At 59.1% G+C, this 16,773-nt stretch carries 21 protein-coding genes and 1 pseudogene; 8 read left to right on the top strand and 14 right to left on the bottom strand.

The genetic code is table 11. The features are described 5' to 3' along the window. Positions 1-8: 8 nt before the first annotated feature. The 4 genes from AB4090_RS07150 to trmB form a co-directional block, all read right to left on the bottom strand. Positions 9-506 (bottom strand): hypothetical protein, encoded by a 498-nt coding sequence (locus AB4090_RS07150; RefSeq protein ID WP_369573185.1) that lies wholly within the window; start codon positions 504-506, stop codon positions 9-11. Positions 507-518: 12 nt separating this feature from the next. After that, positions 519-1,205: an MBL fold metallo-hydrolase gene (locus AB4090_RS07145; RefSeq protein WP_369573184.1), complete on the bottom strand. Its 687-nt coding sequence runs from the start codon at positions 1,203-1,205 to the stop codon at positions 519-521. 95 nt (positions 1,206-1,300) lie between these two features. Beyond that, positions 1,301-1,999: a Crp/Fnr family transcriptional regulator gene (locus AB4090_RS07140; RefSeq protein ID WP_369573183.1), complete on the bottom strand. Its 699-nt coding sequence runs from the start codon at positions 1,997-1,999 to the stop codon at positions 1,301-1,303. Next, positions 1,996-2,682 carry a tRNA (guanosine(46)-N7)-methyltransferase TrmB gene (trmB, locus tag AB4090_RS07135; protein ID WP_369573182.1) on the bottom strand — a complete coding sequence of 229 codons (687 nt, stop codon included), beginning with the start codon at positions 2,680-2,682 and terminating at the stop codon, positions 1,996-1,998. The genes AB4090_RS07140 and trmB overlap by 4 nt, the downstream gene beginning before the upstream one ends. A gap of 47 nt (positions 2,683-2,729) precedes the next feature. On the opposite strand from trmB, the gene purE reads away from it, so the two are divergent. The 3 genes from purE to AB4090_RS07120 are packed head-to-tail and all read left to right on the top strand — an operon-like array spanning position 2,730 to position 5,227. Further along, positions 2,730-3,230: a 5-(carboxyamino)imidazole ribonucleotide mutase gene (gene purE, locus AB4090_RS07130; RefSeq protein ID WP_369573181.1), complete on the top strand. Its 501-nt coding sequence runs from the start codon at positions 2,730-2,732 to the stop codon at positions 3,228-3,230. Beyond that, on the top strand, positions 3,227-4,351 hold the full coding sequence (locus tag AB4090_RS07125) for a 5-(carboxyamino)imidazole ribonucleotide synthase (protein WP_369573180.1): 1,125 nt from the start codon (positions 3,227-3,229) through the stop codon (positions 4,349-4,351). Before purE ends, AB4090_RS07125 begins: the two co-directional genes overlap by 4 nt. A 3-nt stretch (positions 4,352-4,354) precedes the next feature. Beyond that, the gene (locus tag AB4090_RS07120) at positions 4,355-5,227 is read left to right on the top strand and encodes a fructosamine kinase family protein (RefSeq protein WP_369573179.1); all 873 of its coding nucleotides are present in this window, start codon (positions 4,355-4,357) and stop codon (positions 5,225-5,227) included. Here the strand turns inward: AB4090_RS07120 and AB4090_RS07115 are convergent. The 4 genes from AB4090_RS07115 to smpB are packed head-to-tail and all read right to left on the bottom strand — an operon-like array spanning position 5,208 to position 8,421. Next, the gene (locus AB4090_RS07115; protein ID WP_369573178.1) at positions 5,208-5,729 is read right to left on the bottom strand and encodes a disulfide bond formation protein B; all 522 of its coding nucleotides are present in this window, start codon (positions 5,727-5,729) and stop codon (positions 5,208-5,210) included. The genes AB4090_RS07120 and AB4090_RS07115 overlap by 20 nt on opposite strands. Beyond that, on the bottom strand, positions 5,702-6,319 hold the full coding sequence (locus tag AB4090_RS07110; RefSeq protein ID WP_369573177.1) for a thioredoxin fold domain-containing protein: 618 nt from the start codon (positions 6,317-6,319) through the stop codon (positions 5,702-5,704). The genes AB4090_RS07115 and AB4090_RS07110 overlap by 28 nt, the downstream gene beginning before the upstream one ends. Beyond that, positions 6,309-7,964, bottom strand: coding sequence for an ArnT family glycosyltransferase (locus AB4090_RS07105; RefSeq protein ID WP_369573176.1), 1,656 nt, complete (start codon positions 7,962-7,964; stop codon positions 6,309-6,311). Before AB4090_RS07105 ends, AB4090_RS07110 begins: the two co-directional genes overlap by 11 nt. Beyond that, on the bottom strand, positions 7,957-8,421 hold the full coding sequence (smpB, locus tag AB4090_RS07100) for an SsrA-binding protein SmpB (protein ID WP_369573175.1): 465 nt from the start codon (positions 8,419-8,421) through the stop codon (positions 7,957-7,959). The genes AB4090_RS07105 and smpB overlap by 8 nt, the downstream gene beginning before the upstream one ends. Positions 8,422-8,596: 175 nt before the next feature. On the opposite strand from smpB, the gene AB4090_RS07095 reads away from it, so the two are divergent. Together AB4090_RS07095 and AB4090_RS07090 are read left to right on the top strand one after the other, a co-directional pair. Beyond that, the gene (locus tag AB4090_RS07095) at positions 8,597-9,742 is read left to right on the top strand and encodes a phosphatidylserine/phosphatidylglycerophosphate/cardiolipin synthase family protein (RefSeq protein ID WP_369573174.1); all 1,146 of its coding nucleotides are present in this window, start codon (positions 8,597-8,599) and stop codon (positions 9,740-9,742) included. A gap of 13 nt (positions 9,743-9,755) precedes the next feature. Then, positions 9,756-10,205, top strand: a complete 450-nt coding sequence (locus AB4090_RS07090) for a type II toxin-antitoxin system RatA family toxin (protein ID WP_369573173.1) — start codon at positions 9,756-9,758, stop codon at positions 10,203-10,205. 10 nt (positions 10,206-10,215) lie between these two features. On the opposite strand, the gene AB4090_RS07085 is transcribed toward AB4090_RS07090, so the two are convergent. Continuing rightward, positions 10,216-10,554 (bottom strand): outer membrane protein assembly factor BamE, encoded by a 339-nt coding sequence (locus AB4090_RS07085; protein ID WP_369573172.1) that lies wholly within the window; start codon positions 10,552-10,554, stop codon positions 10,216-10,218. Positions 10,555-10,623: 69 nt separating this feature from the next. Here AB4090_RS07085 and fur point away from each other — a divergent pair, with 69 nt between their 5' ends. Beyond that, positions 10,624-11,067: a ferric iron uptake transcriptional regulator gene (gene fur / locus AB4090_RS07080; RefSeq protein WP_369573171.1), complete on the top strand. Its 444-nt coding sequence runs from the start codon at positions 10,624-10,626 to the stop codon at positions 11,065-11,067. A 5-nt stretch (positions 11,068-11,072) separates the two neighbouring features. On the opposite strand, the gene htpX is transcribed toward fur, so the two are convergent. Then, entirely contained in the window at positions 11,073-11,951 is an 879-nt protein-coding gene (gene htpX, locus AB4090_RS07075) for a protease HtpX (RefSeq protein WP_369573170.1), read from the bottom strand. A 113-nt stretch (positions 11,952-12,064) separates the two neighbouring features. Between htpX and AB4090_RS07070 the strand changes: the two genes are divergently transcribed. Beyond that, positions 12,065-13,039: a cation diffusion facilitator family transporter gene (locus AB4090_RS07070; RefSeq protein ID WP_369573169.1), complete on the top strand. Its 975-nt coding sequence runs from the start codon at positions 12,065-12,067 to the stop codon at positions 13,037-13,039. A gap of 3 nt (positions 13,040-13,042) precedes the next feature. On the opposite strand, the gene proB is transcribed toward AB4090_RS07070, so the two are convergent. From proB to rplU, 4 genes are read right to left on the bottom strand one after another with little or no spacing between them, the layout of a single operon-like run. Then, the gene (gene proB, locus AB4090_RS07065) at positions 13,043-14,167 is read right to left on the bottom strand and encodes a glutamate 5-kinase (protein ID WP_369573168.1); all 1,125 of its coding nucleotides are present in this window, start codon (positions 14,165-14,167) and stop codon (positions 13,043-13,045) included. After that, entirely contained in the window at positions 14,164-15,297 is a 1,134-nt protein-coding gene (gene cgtA, locus AB4090_RS07060) for an Obg family GTPase CgtA (protein ID WP_369573167.1), read from the bottom strand. The genes proB and cgtA overlap by 4 nt, the downstream gene beginning before the upstream one ends. Before the next feature lie 51 nt (positions 15,298-15,348). Continuing rightward, positions 15,349-15,606 carry a 50S ribosomal protein L27 gene (gene rpmA, locus AB4090_RS07055; protein WP_215872921.1) on the bottom strand — a complete coding sequence of 86 codons (258 nt, stop codon included), beginning with the start codon at positions 15,604-15,606 and terminating at the stop codon, positions 15,349-15,351. A gap of 17 nt (positions 15,607-15,623) precedes the next feature. Next, the gene (gene rplU / locus AB4090_RS07050; RefSeq protein WP_369573166.1) at positions 15,624-15,935 is read right to left on the bottom strand and encodes a 50S ribosomal protein L21; all 312 of its coding nucleotides are present in this window, start codon (positions 15,933-15,935) and stop codon (positions 15,624-15,626) included. 295 nt (positions 15,936-16,230) lie between these two features. Between rplU and AB4090_RS07045 the strand changes: the two are divergent. Continuing rightward, positions 16,231-16,773, top strand: a pseudogene (locus AB4090_RS07045) (IS1380 family transposase); the annotation flags it as partial.

Genomic DNA, 16,773 nt, shown 5'->3' with positions numbered 1-16,773 from the left:
AAGATAACTCAGACCAGCACACGTTGGTATGTGTCGGGCAATGGGCTCTCCTGCTGCGCCTGCATGCCGCCATGGGCGACGAAGAGATTGATGATTTGGCCGTGGGCTTGGATAAGGGTGACGACGTTGGGTTCTTCGCTGGTCTCCTCGATCAATACACCATCGGGAAGCAGAGTGAGCTCCATATGGATTTTGTCGTGCTGGGCAAACAGTTCGGCAAAGGCCGGATCCCAGAAGCGCAGCCCGAATTTTTCTTCCAAGCGTTGTTTCATCGACGGGACATGATCGTGTAGCAGGGCGACGATCTCGGGATCGTTGGAGCGGGTACGGGCTCGCACGCCGTGTGGCAGAAGTTCCAACTCCCGCTCGATTTTCTCGTGCAGGGCCAGCAGGCGGTGAAATACGGCCTGGTCATGTTGGTGTCGGGCAGCGCGAGCGGGATCTGCGCCCGCCCGTCCCCGGCCAAAACCGCTGCTGCGAATCATCGGGGAACTGGTGTCGTTCATAGTCTAGTCCCCTCAGTTTGCTGTGCCGCAGAGGCGATTACTGGGTACCGCCACATCGATCATCTTGGGCTTGGGTAAATCGAGATTGCGCATGATCTCGATGAATTCGTCCCGCGACTTGTCCGCCAGACGCGGGTTCATCTGCTTTTCTTCACCGATGCAGCTCACCATACGACCTTTGTAGTCATGCCCCGGATAGAGCAAGGTTTCTTCGGGAAGCGTAAAGAGCTTTTCCGTAATGCTGTCATACAGGGTGCCGGCATTGCCGCCCTGAAAGTCGGTGCGTCCACAGCCACCGATGAGCAAGGCATCGCCGGTAAAAACGCGATCATGCCAGCGAAAACTGAGGGACTCAGGGGTATGTCCGGGAGTGGTCAATATCCGGATGACGTCGTCGCCTAGGACCACGAAATCCCCGTCGCTGACCTGAAGATCGGCGCAATCTGCTCCTGCTTGGTCACTGAGTACCACTTGCGCGCCCGTGGCCTCGCGCAGCTTGCGGGCGGCGCTGATGTGATCGGCGTGCAAATGGGTCTCGAGAATATGGGTCAAATGCAAATCCTGCTCGCGCAAGATGGCGAGTACCTCGTCGGTGGCATCGGAAACAGCGTCGATCACGACCGCATCACGCCAGGTGCTGTCAGCCAGGATATAGGTATAGGTGCTACTTTCGCGATGGAATAGCTGGCGAAAAAACATGGGTTCACTCCTTGTCCAAGGGACCACCTCGTCAATGTCGTTATCTTGCACCCGGTAAGCCAGGCATGCATTGATAAAGATCAATCTTGAGTGAATTAGTCGGGTTTGGCTTCGGCAATCTCCTGGAGTCTCTGCGTGCCAAGAATCTCCAGTTGGTTGCGCGTTTCGCGAAGTAGTTCCTGTCGTTTGAACTCGGCCATGAGTCGACTGACATGCTCCACCGAGAGTCCGAGAAAAGCGGCGAGATCCTGGCGGGTCAGTGGGAAGGGTAGGATGCGCAACTGCGGATAGCGTTGTGCCCAGTGCAGCAAAAAAGTCGCTAGGCGGGCCTCGGCCTTCTTGGCGCCCAGCTCTACCACCCGTTCCTCACTATCGCGTAGGGCATCTTGCCAGCGCTGAAAGATGGCGTCGCGAATTTTGGGAAGGCGCTCGGAAAGGCGTCGCAGTTCAATGAGATCCAGACGGCAAAGCTTTCCTGGGGCCAAGCTGATCGCGTCGTGCCGATGCTCCATCTCGTGCATGCCCTCAAAGCCAAAGAGGTCACCATGATGCAGCAGGCGCAGGATGACCTCCTGACCATTGCTGAGCGTTTTTACCAGTTTCACCGCTCCCTCACGCAGGGTGTAGGCGTAGCGCGCCTGGTCTCCTGCGCGGTAGAGGACATCACCGGCGGCGCAGTCGATGTCCTGCACCTCCATGCCCAGGGTACAGAGCTCGACCGGATCAAGCCCGGCAAAGATGCTCTCGCCGCGCATCTGGCAGTGTAGGCAGTCCGACAGGCGCGTTTGGCTCATCTGCCGCGGCGCCGAAAATGCAGGTCGAAAACTTGATGTCCAAGTGCTGTTCCACGCCGCTCAAAGCGCGTCTGAATACGGTTTTCCGGGGGCGAGCCATAATTCCCGACGCCGGCCAGGTTTTCCCAGCCGTCCGCAGCATCGAGCAGCGCCAGCATCTGTTCGGCATAGGGCTCCCAGTCGGTGGCCAGTTGCAGTTCGCCCCCGGGCCTGACAACCCGCCCCAGCAACGCCAGAAAATCGGCCTGGATGATACGGCGTTTGTGGTGGCGTTTTTTCGGCCAAGGGTCGGGAAACTGGACTACGATCAGGGAGAGGGTACTGTCGGGTAGGGCACGCAGCCAGGGTACGACATCCTCATGCAGCACACGCAGGTTCATCAGTCCCGCTGCCTCGGCGCGCAGCAAGAGCGAGCCGACGCCAGGGCCATGTACCTCAGCACCTAGGCAGCCCCAGTCCGGGTGGCTTTGCGCGAACTGTGCCAGATGTTCGCCGTTACCAAAGCCAATTTCCAGCATCAGGGGGCGGGATGTATCCCAAGGCGATTGCCAGGGTTTGCGCGCATCCAGGCAGTAGAAGTCCCCGCGCTCCTGCAAAATGCGCTCTTGCGCAGTGGTTAAGCGCCCCTGGCGCAAGACAAAGCTACGGATGGGACGAAATTCGGGCTTGAGAGTCTCATTCATGCCCGGCATTATAGCTGGTTTCCGGCGTAGTGCCGAAGGAGAGAACAATGCAGCAGGGGCCGATTATCGGTGTGGTAATGGGCAGCGTAACCGACTGGGAGGTGATGCAGTTTGCCGTCAAGACTCTCGCGGACTTGCAGATACCTTATGAGGCTCGCGTAGTATCCGCCCATCGTACCCCCGATCTCCTCTTTCAATACGCTGAAGAGGCCGCCGCGCGTGGGCTGCATGCCATCATCGCTGGCGCCGGTGGTGCTGCCCACCTGCCGGGCATGCTCGCCGCCAAGACCTTGATTCCAGTATTGGGCGTGCCGGTACCCTCGCGGCATTTGCAGGGGCAGGACTCCCTACTTTCCATTGTGCAAATGCCCAAGGGCGTGCCTGTCGCTACCTTTGCCATTGGCACAGCCGGGGCTGCCAATGCCGCCCTTTTTGCCGCGGCGCAATTGGCGCTACACGACTCCAACTTGCATGCTCGTCTGCAGCAATTCCGTGCGACACAAACCGAGCAGGCACTGCAGAGCACCATACCCCCGGCCGCGCCATGATTCCTCCTGGCAGCATCCTCGGCGTTCTTGGCGGCGGGCAACTGGGCCTGATGTTTGCCCTGGCCGCCCGCCGACTCAACTATGCCGTTTGGGTCTTCGACCCCGATCCCAATGCGCCGGCGGCAGAGGTCGCGGCGCGACACTTCTGCGCGCCGTTCACGGATGAATCCGGACTGGCGGAGTTTTGTGCTGGTGTTGCTGCCATTACGGTCGAGCGCGAACAGATTCCCGTGCCAGCACTCGAATATTGCGCCGAGCGGCGGCCCCTGCGTCCGGGCATAGAGGCCCTGCGCATTGCCCAGGATCGGCGCCTGGAAAAGGCCTTTTTCCGTGAGTTGGGTCTACCCACCGCCCCTTTTGCAATGTTGGAACAGGAAGCTGATTTGCCGATGGCGGCCGAAATTGCGTTTCCGGCAATCCTCAAGACGGCGCAAGATGGCTACGATGGCAAGGGTCAGGTGTCGATAGAAGATGCTGCCCAGTTGGCGTCGGCTTGGCAGCAACTCGGACATCGGCCCGCCGTTCTCGAAGCGCGGGTAGTGCTGCGGCAGGAGTTTTCCGTTGTCCTTGCGCGCAACAGCGATGGTCTGGCGGTCTTTTATCCGATTGCCGAAAATCGTCATCGGCAGGGAATTTTGGACCTCAGCATCGTGCCTTCCGAGCTTTCCGCAGAACTGCAGGAACAGGCGCGGCACTGGGCCTGGCGGGTGGCCGCGGCCCTGGGGTACGTGGGGGTCCTCGCGGTCGAATTTTTCCTAACCGAAGACGGCAAGCTGCTCCTCAACGAGATGGCGCCGCGCCCGCACAACAGTGGTCACTACACCTTGGACGCTTGCGTGCATAGTCAGTTTGATCAACAGCTACGTGTCTTGGCCGGCTTGCCCTTGGGCGACACGCGGCTTCTTTCGCCGGTGGTGATGCAGAACCTGCTCGGTGAGCTCTGGCAGGACGCTGGTGTTGATTGGGACACTTGGCTCTGTCACCCACAGGTCAAGCCCTATCTCTATGGAAAAACAGAAGCACGTCCGGGGCGCAAGATGGGGCATCTCAACATTCTGGCGGAGAGCCGGGCCGCTGCCTTGCGTACGGTGGCCACGCTGCGCGGATGTGATTTGGAGTAAGCAATGGACCTCGAACGCCTGCTAAACCAGAAACTTGGTGGAGACTGGCAGGTTGAGGCCAGTGGTGCCAGCGATTTTTTTCGCATTTTTCGCGCCCATAGCGCCGACCAATCCCTGTTTCTCAAGGTGGGCAAGGCGCGCGAGCAGGCAGAGGCGGAGGCCGATAGTCTGCGTGCGTTACAAGCAGCGGGTGCCCCGGTGCCCCAGGTCTTTGGTTTATGGGATGCTGCGTGGGAAAGTGTTCTTGCCCTGCAACTACTTGCCTTTCAGCACAAGGGCGTCGATGCCTGGAGCGAACTGGCCAGGGTTCTTGCCAATTTGCATCGCGCAGCGTGGCCGCAATTTGGTTGGGCGCGCAACAATTTTCTCGGGGCTACCCTGCAGCACAATCAGCAGACCTCGGGAAGCACGGCGGCAGACTGGCTAGCGTTCTTGCACGAGCAGCGTTTGGCAATCTTGCTCGCGCAAATCGATTTGCGGCGCGAGGAAAAGTTACTCTTGCAAAATCTACTCGGGGCCCTACCGGAGATCTTGCGCGATCATGCCCCACAAGGTTCCCTCACCCACGGCGATCTCTGGTCCGGTAACTGGGGTGCCGCTGTAGATGGTGGCGTCTGGCTCTTTGATCCGGCCGTTGCCGTAAGCGACCGAGAGATGGATCTCGCCATGCTTGAGCTCTTTGCCCAGCCGCCGATGCAGTTCTGGCAGCGTTATCAAGAGCTGGCGACCCCCGACTTCGATGCCGCGGGCTACGCAGCTCGGCGTCCCCTCTACCAGCTCTACCACCTACTCAATCACTGGCTGCTCTTTGGCCGCTCTTATACCGGGCGGGCCCTGGCGGCAGCGCAGGCTGCCCTCAGCGCCGCCGCGCGCTGAGCACTGCAAGCAGGAGCAGCGCGGCGCAAACGAGGAAAAAAGCGAGACTCCAATGAGTGATTGGCCAGCCGGCGATTTTCTGTTGCCCGGCCACGGCGCAGGAGCCGTGCCCGGCTAGCGCCGTAGCCAGATTTCCGGCAAAACTGTCCGACGAGAAGCCCTGACTAGGCAGCAGTTGGATGGCAGCGCAGGCGTGGACCTGACGCGCCGCTGCGCTCGTCAAGTGCCACTGCCATCCCGCCAGTACCGCTCCCGTCAATGCCGCGAGTACTCCTAGGGTCCAGAGCCAACGTCGTGCAATAAAAAATCCCACGGCAATGGCAAGCAACATCGCTAAGTCAGCTAAACGCTGATAAATGCATAGACTACAAGGCTGTACGATATCGGCAAATTGCAGATACAGCACTGCTCCCAATGCTGTGAGTCCCGCCAGCAAAGAAACTGCCGCCAGGACTGGAGATAGTCGGGCAACGCCTAATTGCTGTGCAGGATTTCTTGCCATTGCTGATAGTCTGGAAGCGTGGGGAGGTAGCGCGTTTGGCCGTGGTAGAGATAGACCAAAAGAGGAACAGTCGCGGTATTTGGAGGAACGTCGCTGAGCAGAGATTCCTTGCCCATGAGAAAGGCAAAATTCCTGTGTAAGATTCCCGCCTCTTTCTTCACCAGGGCAGGCGCAGCGGGCGCAATGCCGCCTTCCGGCGCATCGTCATGGATGGCAAAACCGTCTTCATTTTTCTGCAAGGCAGCGCGCGGATTGCTGGCACCGAGGATCGCCGCCGCCTTCGCTTCGCTCGACGGAGTGAGAAAGCCAACAACGATTACCCGTAGCCGTATTTTGTTCGCCGCCGCCGGATTCTGTAACCAAGTGTATAGTTGGTGACAGTAGGGGCAGTTGGGGTCCATGAACAAATAGACTATTGGCCCCTTGTTCCCCTCCTGAATGTACTGGGTGTGGGTCAGGGCCTTCCAGAAGTCTTCATCATGGTCTGCTGGCGCACCCTGTCCCCAAGCGGCTTGCAAACTGAGGCCACTGAGCAGTAGCAGTGTGCTGCAGAGAACCATAAAACGCAGAAAGAGGGATTTATTTCGCATTGATCCGTACCAGGGCAATATTGTGTCGGCTATAGAGCTCGTATGCTGCGTAGAGTTCCGTCATGCTTTCCTGCGCGGTGAGCTTGGGACGCAGTGCTTTGATGTCTTTTTCCGGCAGGACCAGGAACAACGGGCCATGCGTACGCGCAAGGAGCGCCGGAATCTGCCGCTCGGGCTGCTTGATTTGCGTGGCGGTCATTGCCCCACGACCGGCGTAAAAGAGATAGCTCGGTTCCCACCAGTTCCAGGTGGCAATGGCGTAGGGTTTGTCGCCACCCATGCTGTGTACCATCTCGCCCATGGTGACTGAGGGCTTGAGGTGGTCGAGCGCGGGCATGAGCAGCAAGATCATGCAAAAGGCCAGGGCCACGGCTCCTGCCCCAAGGCTACCAATGACGCCGAGAAACTGATGCCGATAAACAAAGTACAGACCGAGAAGCGCGGCAACGATATAGGGCAAACCAAGATAGGCGACCGAGCCCAGGGGGGGAATCTTGTCCGGCACCAGGGTCGCACCCAGCCCCAACAGAATCCCGCCAATCGCCCCCAGCACCAGCAGCGACGCAATCACGCCCCGGCCGCAGAAGGCATGCACTCCGCTCAGGGCAATATCCATGCGCCAGGCGAGCAGGGCGAGCAGCGGCGGGTAGGCCTCCCAAACATAGTTGGGTAGTTTGGTGGCGCCGAGGCTGAAGAATGCGATCCAGATCCCCGCCCAAAGGCCAAAAAACACCAGATCGGGACGGGAGCGAAAATACTCTTTCCGCTGCAGCCACAAAGTTGCAAACATCTGCGGGAAAAAGACCGACCAAGGGAGCAGGCCGAGGAAGGTTGTGACTACATAGTAGAAGATGGGTCCTTGGTGTCCCTGCATGGCACCGGTGTAGCGGGCAACATTCTGCTGAGCAATAAAAAGCAGATCCCAGCGCCAGTGGGTCTCGATGCCCACGGCGATATACCAGGGCAAGGTGAGCACGAGAAAGATCGGCAGGCCCCAGCGCAATTGTCCTTCCCGCCAAAGATGTGGAAGATCACGGCGCAGTAGCAAGAAGACCGTAATAATTAAACCAGGCAGCAGAAAAAATATTGGCCCCTCGGTGAGGGTGCCCAGGCCCATAGCGGCATAGGAAACGAGATATTGCCAGCGCCGCTCTTCGGGGTACAGGTAGCCGCGTAGATAGCTCAATAAGGCAATAGTGACCAAGAGGATTAGCAGCGGATCGGGCACCGCCGCGCGAAAAATGATCTGGCTGTGTAATGCCGTCGCGGTAAATAGCCCAGTAAGCAAAGCCGCGCGCGCGCCCAATAGGCGTCGCAATGCCAAGGTCAGGTATAGCACCAGCAGCGCACCCATGAGCACCGAGCCCATGCGCAAGCCCCAACTGTTCATGCCCAGGGTACGCACGCCCAAGTCCATCAGCCAATAATTGAGAATAGGTTTGTCGGGCCGCAGGTGGCCGTTGAAGGTAGGCACCACATAGTTGTTGTGGGCGATCATCTCCTTCAGGCACTGGGCGTTGTTGGGTTCGTCGATGTCCCAAAGGCTGGCGTTACCGGTATGAAAGGCAAAGAGCCAGAAGGCAAAGGCGAAGAGCAGCAGAGCGTGCAGCAGGTGGTGTTCGCCCGCTTCCTGCCCCTTAGCCATCGCGCGCACCACCCTTGAGGATGCGTGCCTTGTCGCGCTGCCACTCGCGTTCTTTCAGGGTCGCGCGCTTGTCATGCTCCTGCTTGCCTTTGACCAGGGCAATCTCGGTCTTGGCGCGGCCCTGTTTCCAGTACATCGCCAAGGGGACGATGGTAAAGCCCTTGCGCTCCACCGCGCCAATCAAGCGATTGATTTCTAGGCGATGCATCAGCAGCTTGCGAGTACGGGTAGGATCGGGCTGAATGTGGGTGCTGGCGGTAGGCAGAGGGCTGACATGCGCACCCAGGAGCCAAAGCTCACCATTTTTGATGACCACGTAGCTGTCTTTGAGCTGCAAGCGCCCTGCACGCAAAGACTTCACCTCCCAGCCTTCGAGGGCGATGCCGGCCTCGAACCGCTCTTCAATGAAATACTCGTGCTTCGCCTCACGATTGAGGGCAATGGTACTGCTGCTCATATCATCCACAATCCCCAGATCAGAGCGGCGATCTTAGCGCAAAGCGCGCCGCGACGCACAATGCACCGCGTAAGCCGCGTCGTAGTCCCTGCGCAGTGCTTGGGGTAGACTGAAATGATCGGAAAGCAGCAGAGAAACTGACACGATTGCATGAAAAGTGTCCGGGAAAAGAAGAATGAAGCGGCAGCGTAACCCGGCCTGGCTGCCAGCAGAGGACTGGACCCTGCTTGCCGAGATGCCAAAAATTGCACGTTGGCTGGTGGAACGGCTACGTGCCGCAGAGCACGAAATTCTCTTCGAGAATTATATCTTCCAGGTGGGTAACTGGCCGGAGGAGATCCTCGATATTCTTTGTGTGAAGGCGCGCGAAGGTGTGCGTGTGCATCTGCGTCTGGACGCTTTAGGAAGCCATGGCTTCCCCGAGCGCTGGATACAGCGCCTACAGGCTGCTGGAGGAGAATTCGAGTGGTATCATCGCGTGGGTTGGCGCGGTTGGGAGAAGAGTCTGCGCCGTAGCCATCGGCGTATTGTGCTCATCGATCAGGAATGGCTGGCAGTAGGCGGTTTTGCCCTCGCCGACGCTTGGCTGTGCAGTAATCCAGGACAGCTTCCCTACCGCGAAATGCTCTTTGCCTGCCGGGGTCCGATCGTGCCCTTGGTACGTCATCTCTTCCTGAAAAATCGCCCCTTGTCGCGCAAGGAGCTGCGTGCTCTGCCCAGCGTCGCAATGGACGCGGATCCTGACGTCGTCGTTCGCCTGCTCGCCGGCTCGCCGCCGGATCGCTTTACCATCCGCCGCCGTTATCTGGCGGCCTTTCGCTCGGCGCGCGAGAGCCTGTGGTTAGCCACGCCCTATTTCAATCCCGATCCCATCGTCCTTTCCGCCCTGTACTCTGCGGTGCGCCGTGGCGTTGACGTGCGCGTGCTGCTGGCCGGGCGGGTCACAGACCATCCCCTTTTGCGCCTGGGTATTCAGGCGTATTATCAAAAACTGTTGCGACATCGTGTGCGCGTTTACGAATATCAGGATAGTTTCCTGCACGCCAAATATATTTTGGTGGATGGTCAATGGGGGAGTGTTGGCTCGGCCAATCTCGATTTTTTGAGCCTTTGGTTCAACCGCGAGCTAAACCTGGAGATAACAGGCTTGCCTCCTCTGACCCTTCTGCGCACCCTGTTTCTGCGCGAATTTGCCCGCTCCCGAGAGATTTCTGCGGAGCACTGGCGGCGTCGACCCTGGTGGCGGCGTCCGCTGGAGTGGGTGCTTGCCCAGGTCGATCGTCGCATTCAGGCGCGAGCGTTGGGTTCGCGCCGTTACTGAGTCGAGGAGCTCAATGCACCATATCCGCAAGACGGCGGTGTTGCCCTACAGCGCCGAAGAGATTTTTGCCCTAGTCGAAGATATCCGCAGTTATCCGCAATTTCTGCCCTGGTGTGGCGCCACGCGCATCCTTCAGGATCGGGGAGACGAGGTAGTGGCCGAGATTCGTATTGCCCACAATTCCTTTGGCAAGGCGTTCTCTACCAGCAATCGCTATCAACGCCCCAAACTGGCTGAGGTGCGCCTAGTGGATGGCCCCTTCCGCTTTCTGGAAGGGCTCTGGCAACTGGAACCGGTAGAAGGGGGCACACGCGTGACCCTGGACATGCGCTTTGAGTTCGCCAGCCGTTTAATCGGTGCGTTTTTAGAGCCTATCTTCAAGCAGGCAGCCGAGACCATGGTGCAGCGTTTTGGCCAGCGTGCGCGGCAGGTCTACGGTATTCAGCGGGTAGCGAAAAACTAGGGCTGAGTTTTCAGCCCTGCTTTTCACCTTGCAACGCGTGCACATCCCCGCCGATGCTTTGCAGGGCACCGTCCTGCCCAAAATGCAGCATGATGTTGCGCACGGTGGTGCTGCCGTAGGCGGGCTTGTCGCTGTAGCTGTACACCCATTCATCCGAGTGCCACGGGTCTTGCAGCAGCGGTGCGCCTAACACAGCGCTTACCTCGGCCTTGTCCATGCCTTTGTGAATCTGTGCCAGTTCTTTCTGGCTGACAACGTTACCTTGCTGCACATTGACGCGATAAATACTGCAAGCGCTTAGCGCAGTGCAGACGAGGAGGGAGCTGGCGAGAAGAGAGAGTGTGCGCATAGTCCTTGTCTTGGGCGTACGGTGCCACTATGCTACTAAAACAGAGCGCTACTTGCCATTGTGGATTGCATGAATAGTGAAGAACTGAAACGCGCCGGTCTCAAGGCTACCCTGCCGCGTCTGCGGATTTTGCAGATACTGGAGGCGAGCGATACCCGGCATCTCACCGCTGAGGAAGTCTATCGACAACTCCTCGACGCTGGTGAAGAAGTTGGGCTGGCAACCGTCTATCGGGTCATGACCCAATTCGAGATGGCGGGGCTAGTTCGCCGACACCATTTTGAGGGCGACCGCGCCGTCTTCGAGCTGAATGAAAGCGGGCATCACGATCACATGGTCTGCACTGCGTGCGGCAAGGTTTTGGAATTTTTTGACCAAACCCTGGAAGGCCGCCAGCTGGAAATCGCTGCCGAGCGCGGCTTTCATATTACCGATCACAGCCTCTCGCTCTACGGTACCTGCAAGGGCATGCAAGAAAAAGGCGTTTGCTCCCTGGAGGGGCAGGGTAGCTAACACTCTCAGCTCTGCTGGCGCAGGGCCGCGATGCGCTCTTCCAGCGGTGGATGACTCATGAACAGGTGGGCCATGCCGCTATTTCCATTGATGCCAAAGGCCGCCATGGCTTTGGGCAAGTGGCTCGGTTCATGCAAGGCACGCAGTCGTTCCAGGGCGGCAATCATCTTGTTATGTCCCGCAAATCGCGCGCCCGCGGCATCGGCGCGAAACTCTCGCTGGCGCGAAAACCACAGGACGATGATACTGGCGAGCACGCCAAGGACCATCTCGGCGAGGATGGTGGTAATCCAGTAGGCGATACCGTTCCCCTCGTCATTGCGGAAAACGACGCGATCGACCAGATTGCCAATGATGCGTGCAAAAAAAATCACGAAGGTGTTCACCACGCCCTGGATCAAGGTCAGGGTGACCATGTCGCCATTAGCGATGTGCCCAATCTCATGCCCGAGTACCGCTTCCGCTTCATCGGCATTCGTCTGCTGCAAGAGACCGCTACTGACGGCAACCAGGGCATGATTGCGGCTGGCCCCGGTCGCGAAAGCGTTGATTTCCGGCGAGGGGTAGATGGCGACCTCGGGCATGCCAATCCCGGCTGCAGTTGCCTGCCGCTGAACGGTTTGCAAAAGCCACTGTTCGCTGGAGTTACTGGGCTGCTGAATCACCCGAGCGCCGACGCTACGCTTGGCTACCCATTTCGACATCAGCAGGGAGATGAAAGAGCCGCCAAAGCCGAAGAGCACAGAGAAAAACAGCAATGACGGAAGCTGTATGCCCGTACTGGCCTGATCAAAACCGAAGAGATGGGAGAGAATCGTCCAGGAAATACTCAAGACGACCAATATGGCCAGATTGGTTGCCAGAAACAACATGACGCGCTTCATGATTTGACTTCCTGCGCAGACGCTCTACCCATATTAAACGCAAATCCACCTGCTGGATGCAAGCGCGCGAATCGGCGCGTACAATTGCACGCTAACGGACCTTGGGAGGGGCAATGCAGCACACGGCGGACCTGTCTGATCATCACCACCAGGATCATCATCACGGGCATGACCATCACGGGCATGACCATCACGGTCACAGCCATGCGCCAGCAAATTTCGGCCGTGCCTTCGCCATTGGCATCTGCCTGAATTTTGCCTTTGTTTTGGTGGAAGTTGCTTTCGGAATCCTCGGTGACTCGCTCGCGCTACTAGCCGACGCTGGGCACAATTTTGCCGATGTTTTTGGCTTGCTGCTGGCCTGGGGCGGTAGCCGGCTGGCCCAGCGTGCTCCCTCGTTACGCTTTACCTACGGCCTGCGCGGGGCTTCGATCCTCTCTGCCCTGGGGAACTCGGTATTTCTGCTTCTCGTTACCGGCGGCATTGTGTGGGAAGCAGTCTTGCGCCTCTTGCAGCCGGCGCCGGTTGCGGCCTGGGACATTATCATCGTGGCTGCCATTGGTGTCGTCATCAACACCGCCACGGCCCTCCTCTTTGCTGCCGGGCAAAAAGAGGACCTCAATCTGCGCGCCGCTTTTTTGCACATGGCTGGTGATGCAGCGCTGTCTCTTGGGGTGGTTTGTACTGGGATCGCGATTTTGTTCACCGGCTGGCTCTGGCTCGACGCGGCTGTCAGTATCTTGGTGAGTGCGTTTATTGTCTGGTTTACCTGGGGTGTGCTGCGCGAGTCGGTGGGCTTGGCCCTGAATGCGGTGCCCATGGGCATCAATGCCGTTGCTGTGCGCCAGTTTTTGCTGGACCAGCCGGGGGTAGAAGAAGTACATGACTTGCATATTTGGGCCATGAGCACCAGCGAAAATGCGCTGACTGCACACCTGCTAATGCCAGATGGACTGCACGGTGACGATTTTTTACATCACCTTGCCGAAGAGTTGTCGGAGCATTTTCATATCCACCATCCCACCTTGCAAGTGGAAATTGGGGATAGCGAGCACTATTGTGTGCTCGCCCCGGAGGGACATGTCTAGGACTTAGGGGAGCAGGGCGAGATTGTCGCGGTGAATCAGCTCAACCGCTTCCTGCTCGCCAAAAAGCTCGGCAATTTCAGCGCTGTTCTTCCCCAGGCGAGCCAGGACTTCGGCGCTGGCAAAATTGATCAGACCGCGGGCAATTTCCCGCCCTTCGGGGTCGCAGCAAGAGACAAGGTCACCGCACTGAAATACGCCCTCGACGGCGGTCACGCCCACGGGCAGGAGGCTGGAACCTTTGTCGCGCAAGACGCGGGCGGCACCGGCATCCAGTTGCAGCGTGCCCGTCGGGCGCAGTTGCCCGAGCAACCAGCGTTTGCGTGCGGTGAGTTTGGGGATTTGCGGGTGAAAACGCGTGCCGAGGACCTCGCCACGCTGCAGGCGCAGTAGCACCTCGGGCTCGTGCCCACTGGCGACAATGGTGCTGGTGCCCGAACGTGCCGCTCGGGTTGCGGCCATGACCTTGCTGCGCATGCCGCCGGTGCCCACCCCGGTGCCCGCACCCCCGGCCATCGCCAGCAACTCTGGGTCACCCGCACGCACTTCGTGAAGAAGGGCGGCATTGGGTTGTTGGCGCGGATCGGCCTCATAGAGTCCCGCCTGGTCGGTAAGAATCACCAGCAGGTCGGCTTCGAGCAGATTGCTTACCATGGCCGCCAGGGTGTCGTTGTCGCCAAAACGCAGTTCCGCACTGGCGACGGCATCATTCTCGTTGATGATCGGCAAGCTGCCCATCTCTAATAGGGTGCGTAGGGTCGCCCGGGCGCTGAGATAGCGCTGGCGATCACGCAAGTCCTCATGGGTAAGGAGTACCTGGGCACCAATCATGCCCCCGGCTTGCAGATACCCCTGGTAGACTTGAACGAGGGCGGCCTGGCCAATACTAGCCGCGGCCTGCAATTCGGCTAAGGCGCGAGGACGGGTCTGCCAGCCGAGGCGCTCCATACCCGCTGCCACGGCGCCAGAGCTCACCAGGATCATTTCCAGACCTTGCTTGCGCAACTGGGTAAGTTGCGCCACCCATCCAGCGATGGCGGGGTGGTTCAGACCCTTGCCATCGCTGGTGAGCAGGCTGCTGCCAATTTTGACGACCCAACGCCGGGTTTCTACGAGTTCGCTGCGGCTCATTCCTCCTCCGCGTCCTCGTCATCCCAATCGGCATCGCCCCAATCCTCCTCGCCCCAGTTCCCTTCCTCTGCGGTTTCGTCTTCTTCTTCCCAATCGACATCGCTGCGCGGCTCGGGGGCAGGCGGAAGTTCCGGCAGGGCGCGCCAAATGGCTTGCGCCAGTTCCTTGCAGCCGGCCCCGGTCGCTGCCGAGACGAGAAAGGCTGGGCCATCCCAGGCAAGAGCCTGGCAAATGGCTCGGAAGCGTTCTTCTGCCTCCTCGGGTAGCAAGACGTCGGCTTTATTGCCAATCAGCCAACGCGGGCGGCTGGCCAGTTCGCTGCTGTAAGCCGCGAGTTCGGTGGCCAGGGCAGTGACGTTCTCGGCCGGGTCGCTTTCTTCTAGCGGTGCAATATCGACCAGATGCAGTAACAGGCGGGTGCGGCGAAGATGGCGCAAAAAGCGTGTGCCGAGGCCTGCGCCTTCGGCAGCGCCAGGGATAAGGCCGGGGATGTCGGCAAGAACAAAAGATTCGTGTTCCCCTACGCGTACCACGCCCAGCTGCGGGTGCAGGGTAGTGAAGGGATAGCTGGCGACTTTCGGTTTGGCGGCACTGACGGCGCGGATGAAGGTGCTTTTCCCGGCATTGGGTAGCCCGAGAAGGCCGACGTCTGCAAGCAGGCGCAGTTCCAGGCGCAGGTTTCGTTCTTCGCCAATGCCGCCCTTTTCAAATTGCCGTGGCGCGCGGTTGACGCTGGTCTTGTACCAGAGATTGCCGTGGCCGCCGCGCCCTCCCTTGGCTATGAGCAAGCGTTGTTGGCCTTCGCGCAGGTCACCGAGCAACTCGCGGGTGTCTTCGTCATAGATCAGGGTGCCAATGGGCACCGCAATTTCCAGATCTTTGCCGGCGCGTCCGGTCATCTGTCGGCCTGCACCACCGTGACCGTTTTCGGCGCGATAGCGACGCTGAAAGCGGAAGTCGATCAGCGTGTTGAGGTTTTCGTGCGCAACGAGGTAGACATCGCCGCCACGTCCGCCGTCACCACCATCCGGGCCACCAAAGGGAATAAATTTTTCCCGGCGAAAACTGACAGAGCCGTGGCCGCCGGTGCCGGCCCCGACCACGATGCGGACTTCGTCGAGAAATTGCATGAAAAAACCCCGCCCCGCAGAACCGGGGCGGGGCTTTCCCGATGGCTGTTTTTAGCCGTTGATGACGCTGACGGTGCGCACCTGGCGCGGACCCTTGCGTTCAAACTGTACCACACCATCGCTCAGGGCGAAGAGGGTATGATCCTTGCCGATGCCGACGTTGGCGCCTGGGTGGTACTGGGTGCCGCGCTGGCGAATGATGATGTTGCCAGCGATGACCGCTTGCCCGCCATAACGCTTGACGCCCAGGCGCTTGGACTCGGAATCGCGACCATTGCGCGAAGAACCGCCTGCTTTCTTATGTGCCATATTGGTTTGCTCCTTGCTTAGGCGTCGATGCTGGTAATGCGTACTTCGGTAAAGTACTGACGATGTCCCTGACGCTTACGGAAATGCTTGCGGCGGCGCATCTTGAAGATGTGGATCTTGTCGGCGCGCCCCTGGCTCAACACGGTGGCCTTGACAGTGGCGCCAGCCACGAGCGGTTGTCCCACCTGTACTTCTTCGCCTTCGCCCAGCATCAATACGCGGTCGAGAACCAACTCGCTGCCAGCTTCGGCTTCCATTTTCTCCAGACGCAGCTTGTCACCCACTGCAACTCGATACTGCTTACCACCATTCTCAAATACCGCGTACATCTGAACCTCCAGCAAAGGGACTACCGGCGGGCGCTGCCGGAAAAGGCCAGAATCATAGGGAGAAAGCCCTCTGCCGTCAAGCGCTTGGCGGGAATGCGTACAGGGCAGTACGGGTAATAAGCGAGAAACTCTCTGCACCATTTGGAGACAAGCTTTTGGGCAAGGGGCAAGACCTTACCCTAATTCCGCGATTGCTGTAACGAGGTAGATAGATAAGGCCCCGATCTGCAAGCATTTCTGTTAGAATAGCTTTGTCGAAAAGCATCACCCAGAAGGTGAACTTGCAGGAGGGGCGATGAGTAAGATGGCACAGAGCGTGCTTCCATTCCAGTTGCAGGCAACGGAAGAATCAATGACCGCACAGGCGGGGCTGACGCTTTTTGGGGAGTATTTGTACGGCATCCAGTTTTCGCGCTGGGTGGAGCGGGAGATGCCGAAGCCGGGCAGTGGTCATGCCTACGCTGCGATCCAGCAGGCCTTGCCGTTGGTGTTGATGTTGACCGGCGGGGGACGTTCTCTGGAGGATCTACGGATGATTCATGCAGACCCGGTATTGCGGCGCCTGCTGCATCTGGATGCGCTGCCCAGCACGGATGCGACGGGGGATTGGTTGCGACGCACCGGAGCCGGAGCGGGACTCGACGGTCTGAGCCGCGTGAATCAACGGGTGGTTGCGCGCCGGTTGCGGAAGCTCGGGCGTCACACCCACACGCTGGACATGGATGCCACGCAAATCCTTGCCGAAAAACGCACAGCCGAGTGGACCTACAAGGGAGAGCGGGGCTACATGCCCATGGTCGGTCATTTGGCGGAAGCCGGGGTCGTCATTCATGACGAT

The organism is Acidithiobacillus sp. IBUN Pt1247-S3, from assembly GCF_041146875.1.
In the GTDB taxonomy this organism is placed as follows: domain Bacteria; phylum Pseudomonadota; class Gammaproteobacteria; order Acidithiobacillales; family Acidithiobacillaceae; genus Igneacidithiobacillus.
The sequence above is the reverse complement of the archived record's forward strand: the minus strand, read 5'-3'. Positions and strand labels throughout refer to the sequence as shown.

Coding starts and splice junctions, on each gene's coding strand:
- AB4090_RS07150 (WP_369573185.1), bottom strand. CDS start 506: ATGAACGACACCAGTTCCCCGATGATTCGCAGCAGCGGTTTTGGCCGG.
- AB4090_RS07145 (WP_369573184.1), bottom strand. CDS start 1,205: ATGTTTTTTCGCCAGCTATTCCATCGCGAAAGTAGCACCTATACCTAT.
- AB4090_RS07140 (WP_369573183.1), bottom strand. CDS start 1,999: ATGAGCCAAACGCGCCTGTCGGACTGCCTACACTGCCAGATGCGCGGC.
- trmB (WP_369573182.1), bottom strand. CDS start 2,682: ATGAATGAGACTCTCAAGCCCGAATTTCGTCCCATCCGTAGCTTTGTC.
- purE (WP_369573181.1), top strand. CDS start 2,730: ATGCAGCAGGGGCCGATTATCGGTGTGGTAATGGGCAGCGTAACCGAC.
- AB4090_RS07125 (WP_369573180.1), top strand. CDS start 3,227: ATGATTCCTCCTGGCAGCATCCTCGGCGTTCTTGGCGGCGGGCAACTG.
- AB4090_RS07120 (WP_369573179.1), top strand. CDS start 4,355: ATGGACCTCGAACGCCTGCTAAACCAGAAACTTGGTGGAGACTGGCAG.
- AB4090_RS07115 (WP_369573178.1), bottom strand. CDS start 5,729: ATGGCAAGAAATCCTGCACAGCAATTAGGCGTTGCCCGACTATCTCCA.
- AB4090_RS07110 (WP_369573177.1), bottom strand. CDS start 6,319: ATGCGAAATAAATCCCTCTTTCTGCGTTTTATGGTTCTCTGCAGCACA.
- AB4090_RS07105 (WP_369573176.1), bottom strand. CDS start 7,964: ATGGCTAAGGGGCAGGAAGCGGGCGAACACCACCTGCTGCACGCTCTG.
- smpB (WP_369573175.1), bottom strand. CDS start 8,421: ATGAGCAGCAGTACCATTGCCCTCAATCGTGAGGCGAAGCACGAGTAT.
- AB4090_RS07095 (WP_369573174.1), top strand. CDS start 8,597: ATGAAGCGGCAGCGTAACCCGGCCTGGCTGCCAGCAGAGGACTGGACC.
- AB4090_RS07090 (WP_369573173.1), top strand. CDS start 9,756: ATGCACCATATCCGCAAGACGGCGGTGTTGCCCTACAGCGCCGAAGAG.
- AB4090_RS07085 (WP_369573172.1), bottom strand. CDS start 10,554: ATGCGCACACTCTCTCTTCTCGCCAGCTCCCTCCTCGTCTGCACTGCG.
- fur (WP_369573171.1), top strand. CDS start 10,624: ATGAATAGTGAAGAACTGAAACGCGCCGGTCTCAAGGCTACCCTGCCG.
- htpX (WP_369573170.1), bottom strand. CDS start 11,951: ATGAAGCGCGTCATGTTGTTTCTGGCAACCAATCTGGCCATATTGGTC.
- AB4090_RS07070 (WP_369573169.1), top strand. CDS start 12,065: ATGCAGCACACGGCGGACCTGTCTGATCATCACCACCAGGATCATCAT.
- proB (WP_369573168.1), bottom strand. CDS start 14,167: ATGAGCCGCAGCGAACTCGTAGAAACCCGGCGTTGGGTCGTCAAAATT.
- cgtA (WP_369573167.1), bottom strand. CDS start 15,297: ATGCAATTTCTCGACGAAGTCCGCATCGTGGTCGGGGCCGGCACCGGC.
- rpmA (WP_215872921.1), bottom strand. CDS start 15,606: ATGGCACATAAGAAAGCAGGCGGTTCTTCGCGCAATGGTCGCGATTCC.
- rplU (WP_369573166.1), bottom strand. CDS start 15,935: ATGTACGCGGTATTTGAGAATGGTGGTAAGCAGTATCGAGTTGCAGTG.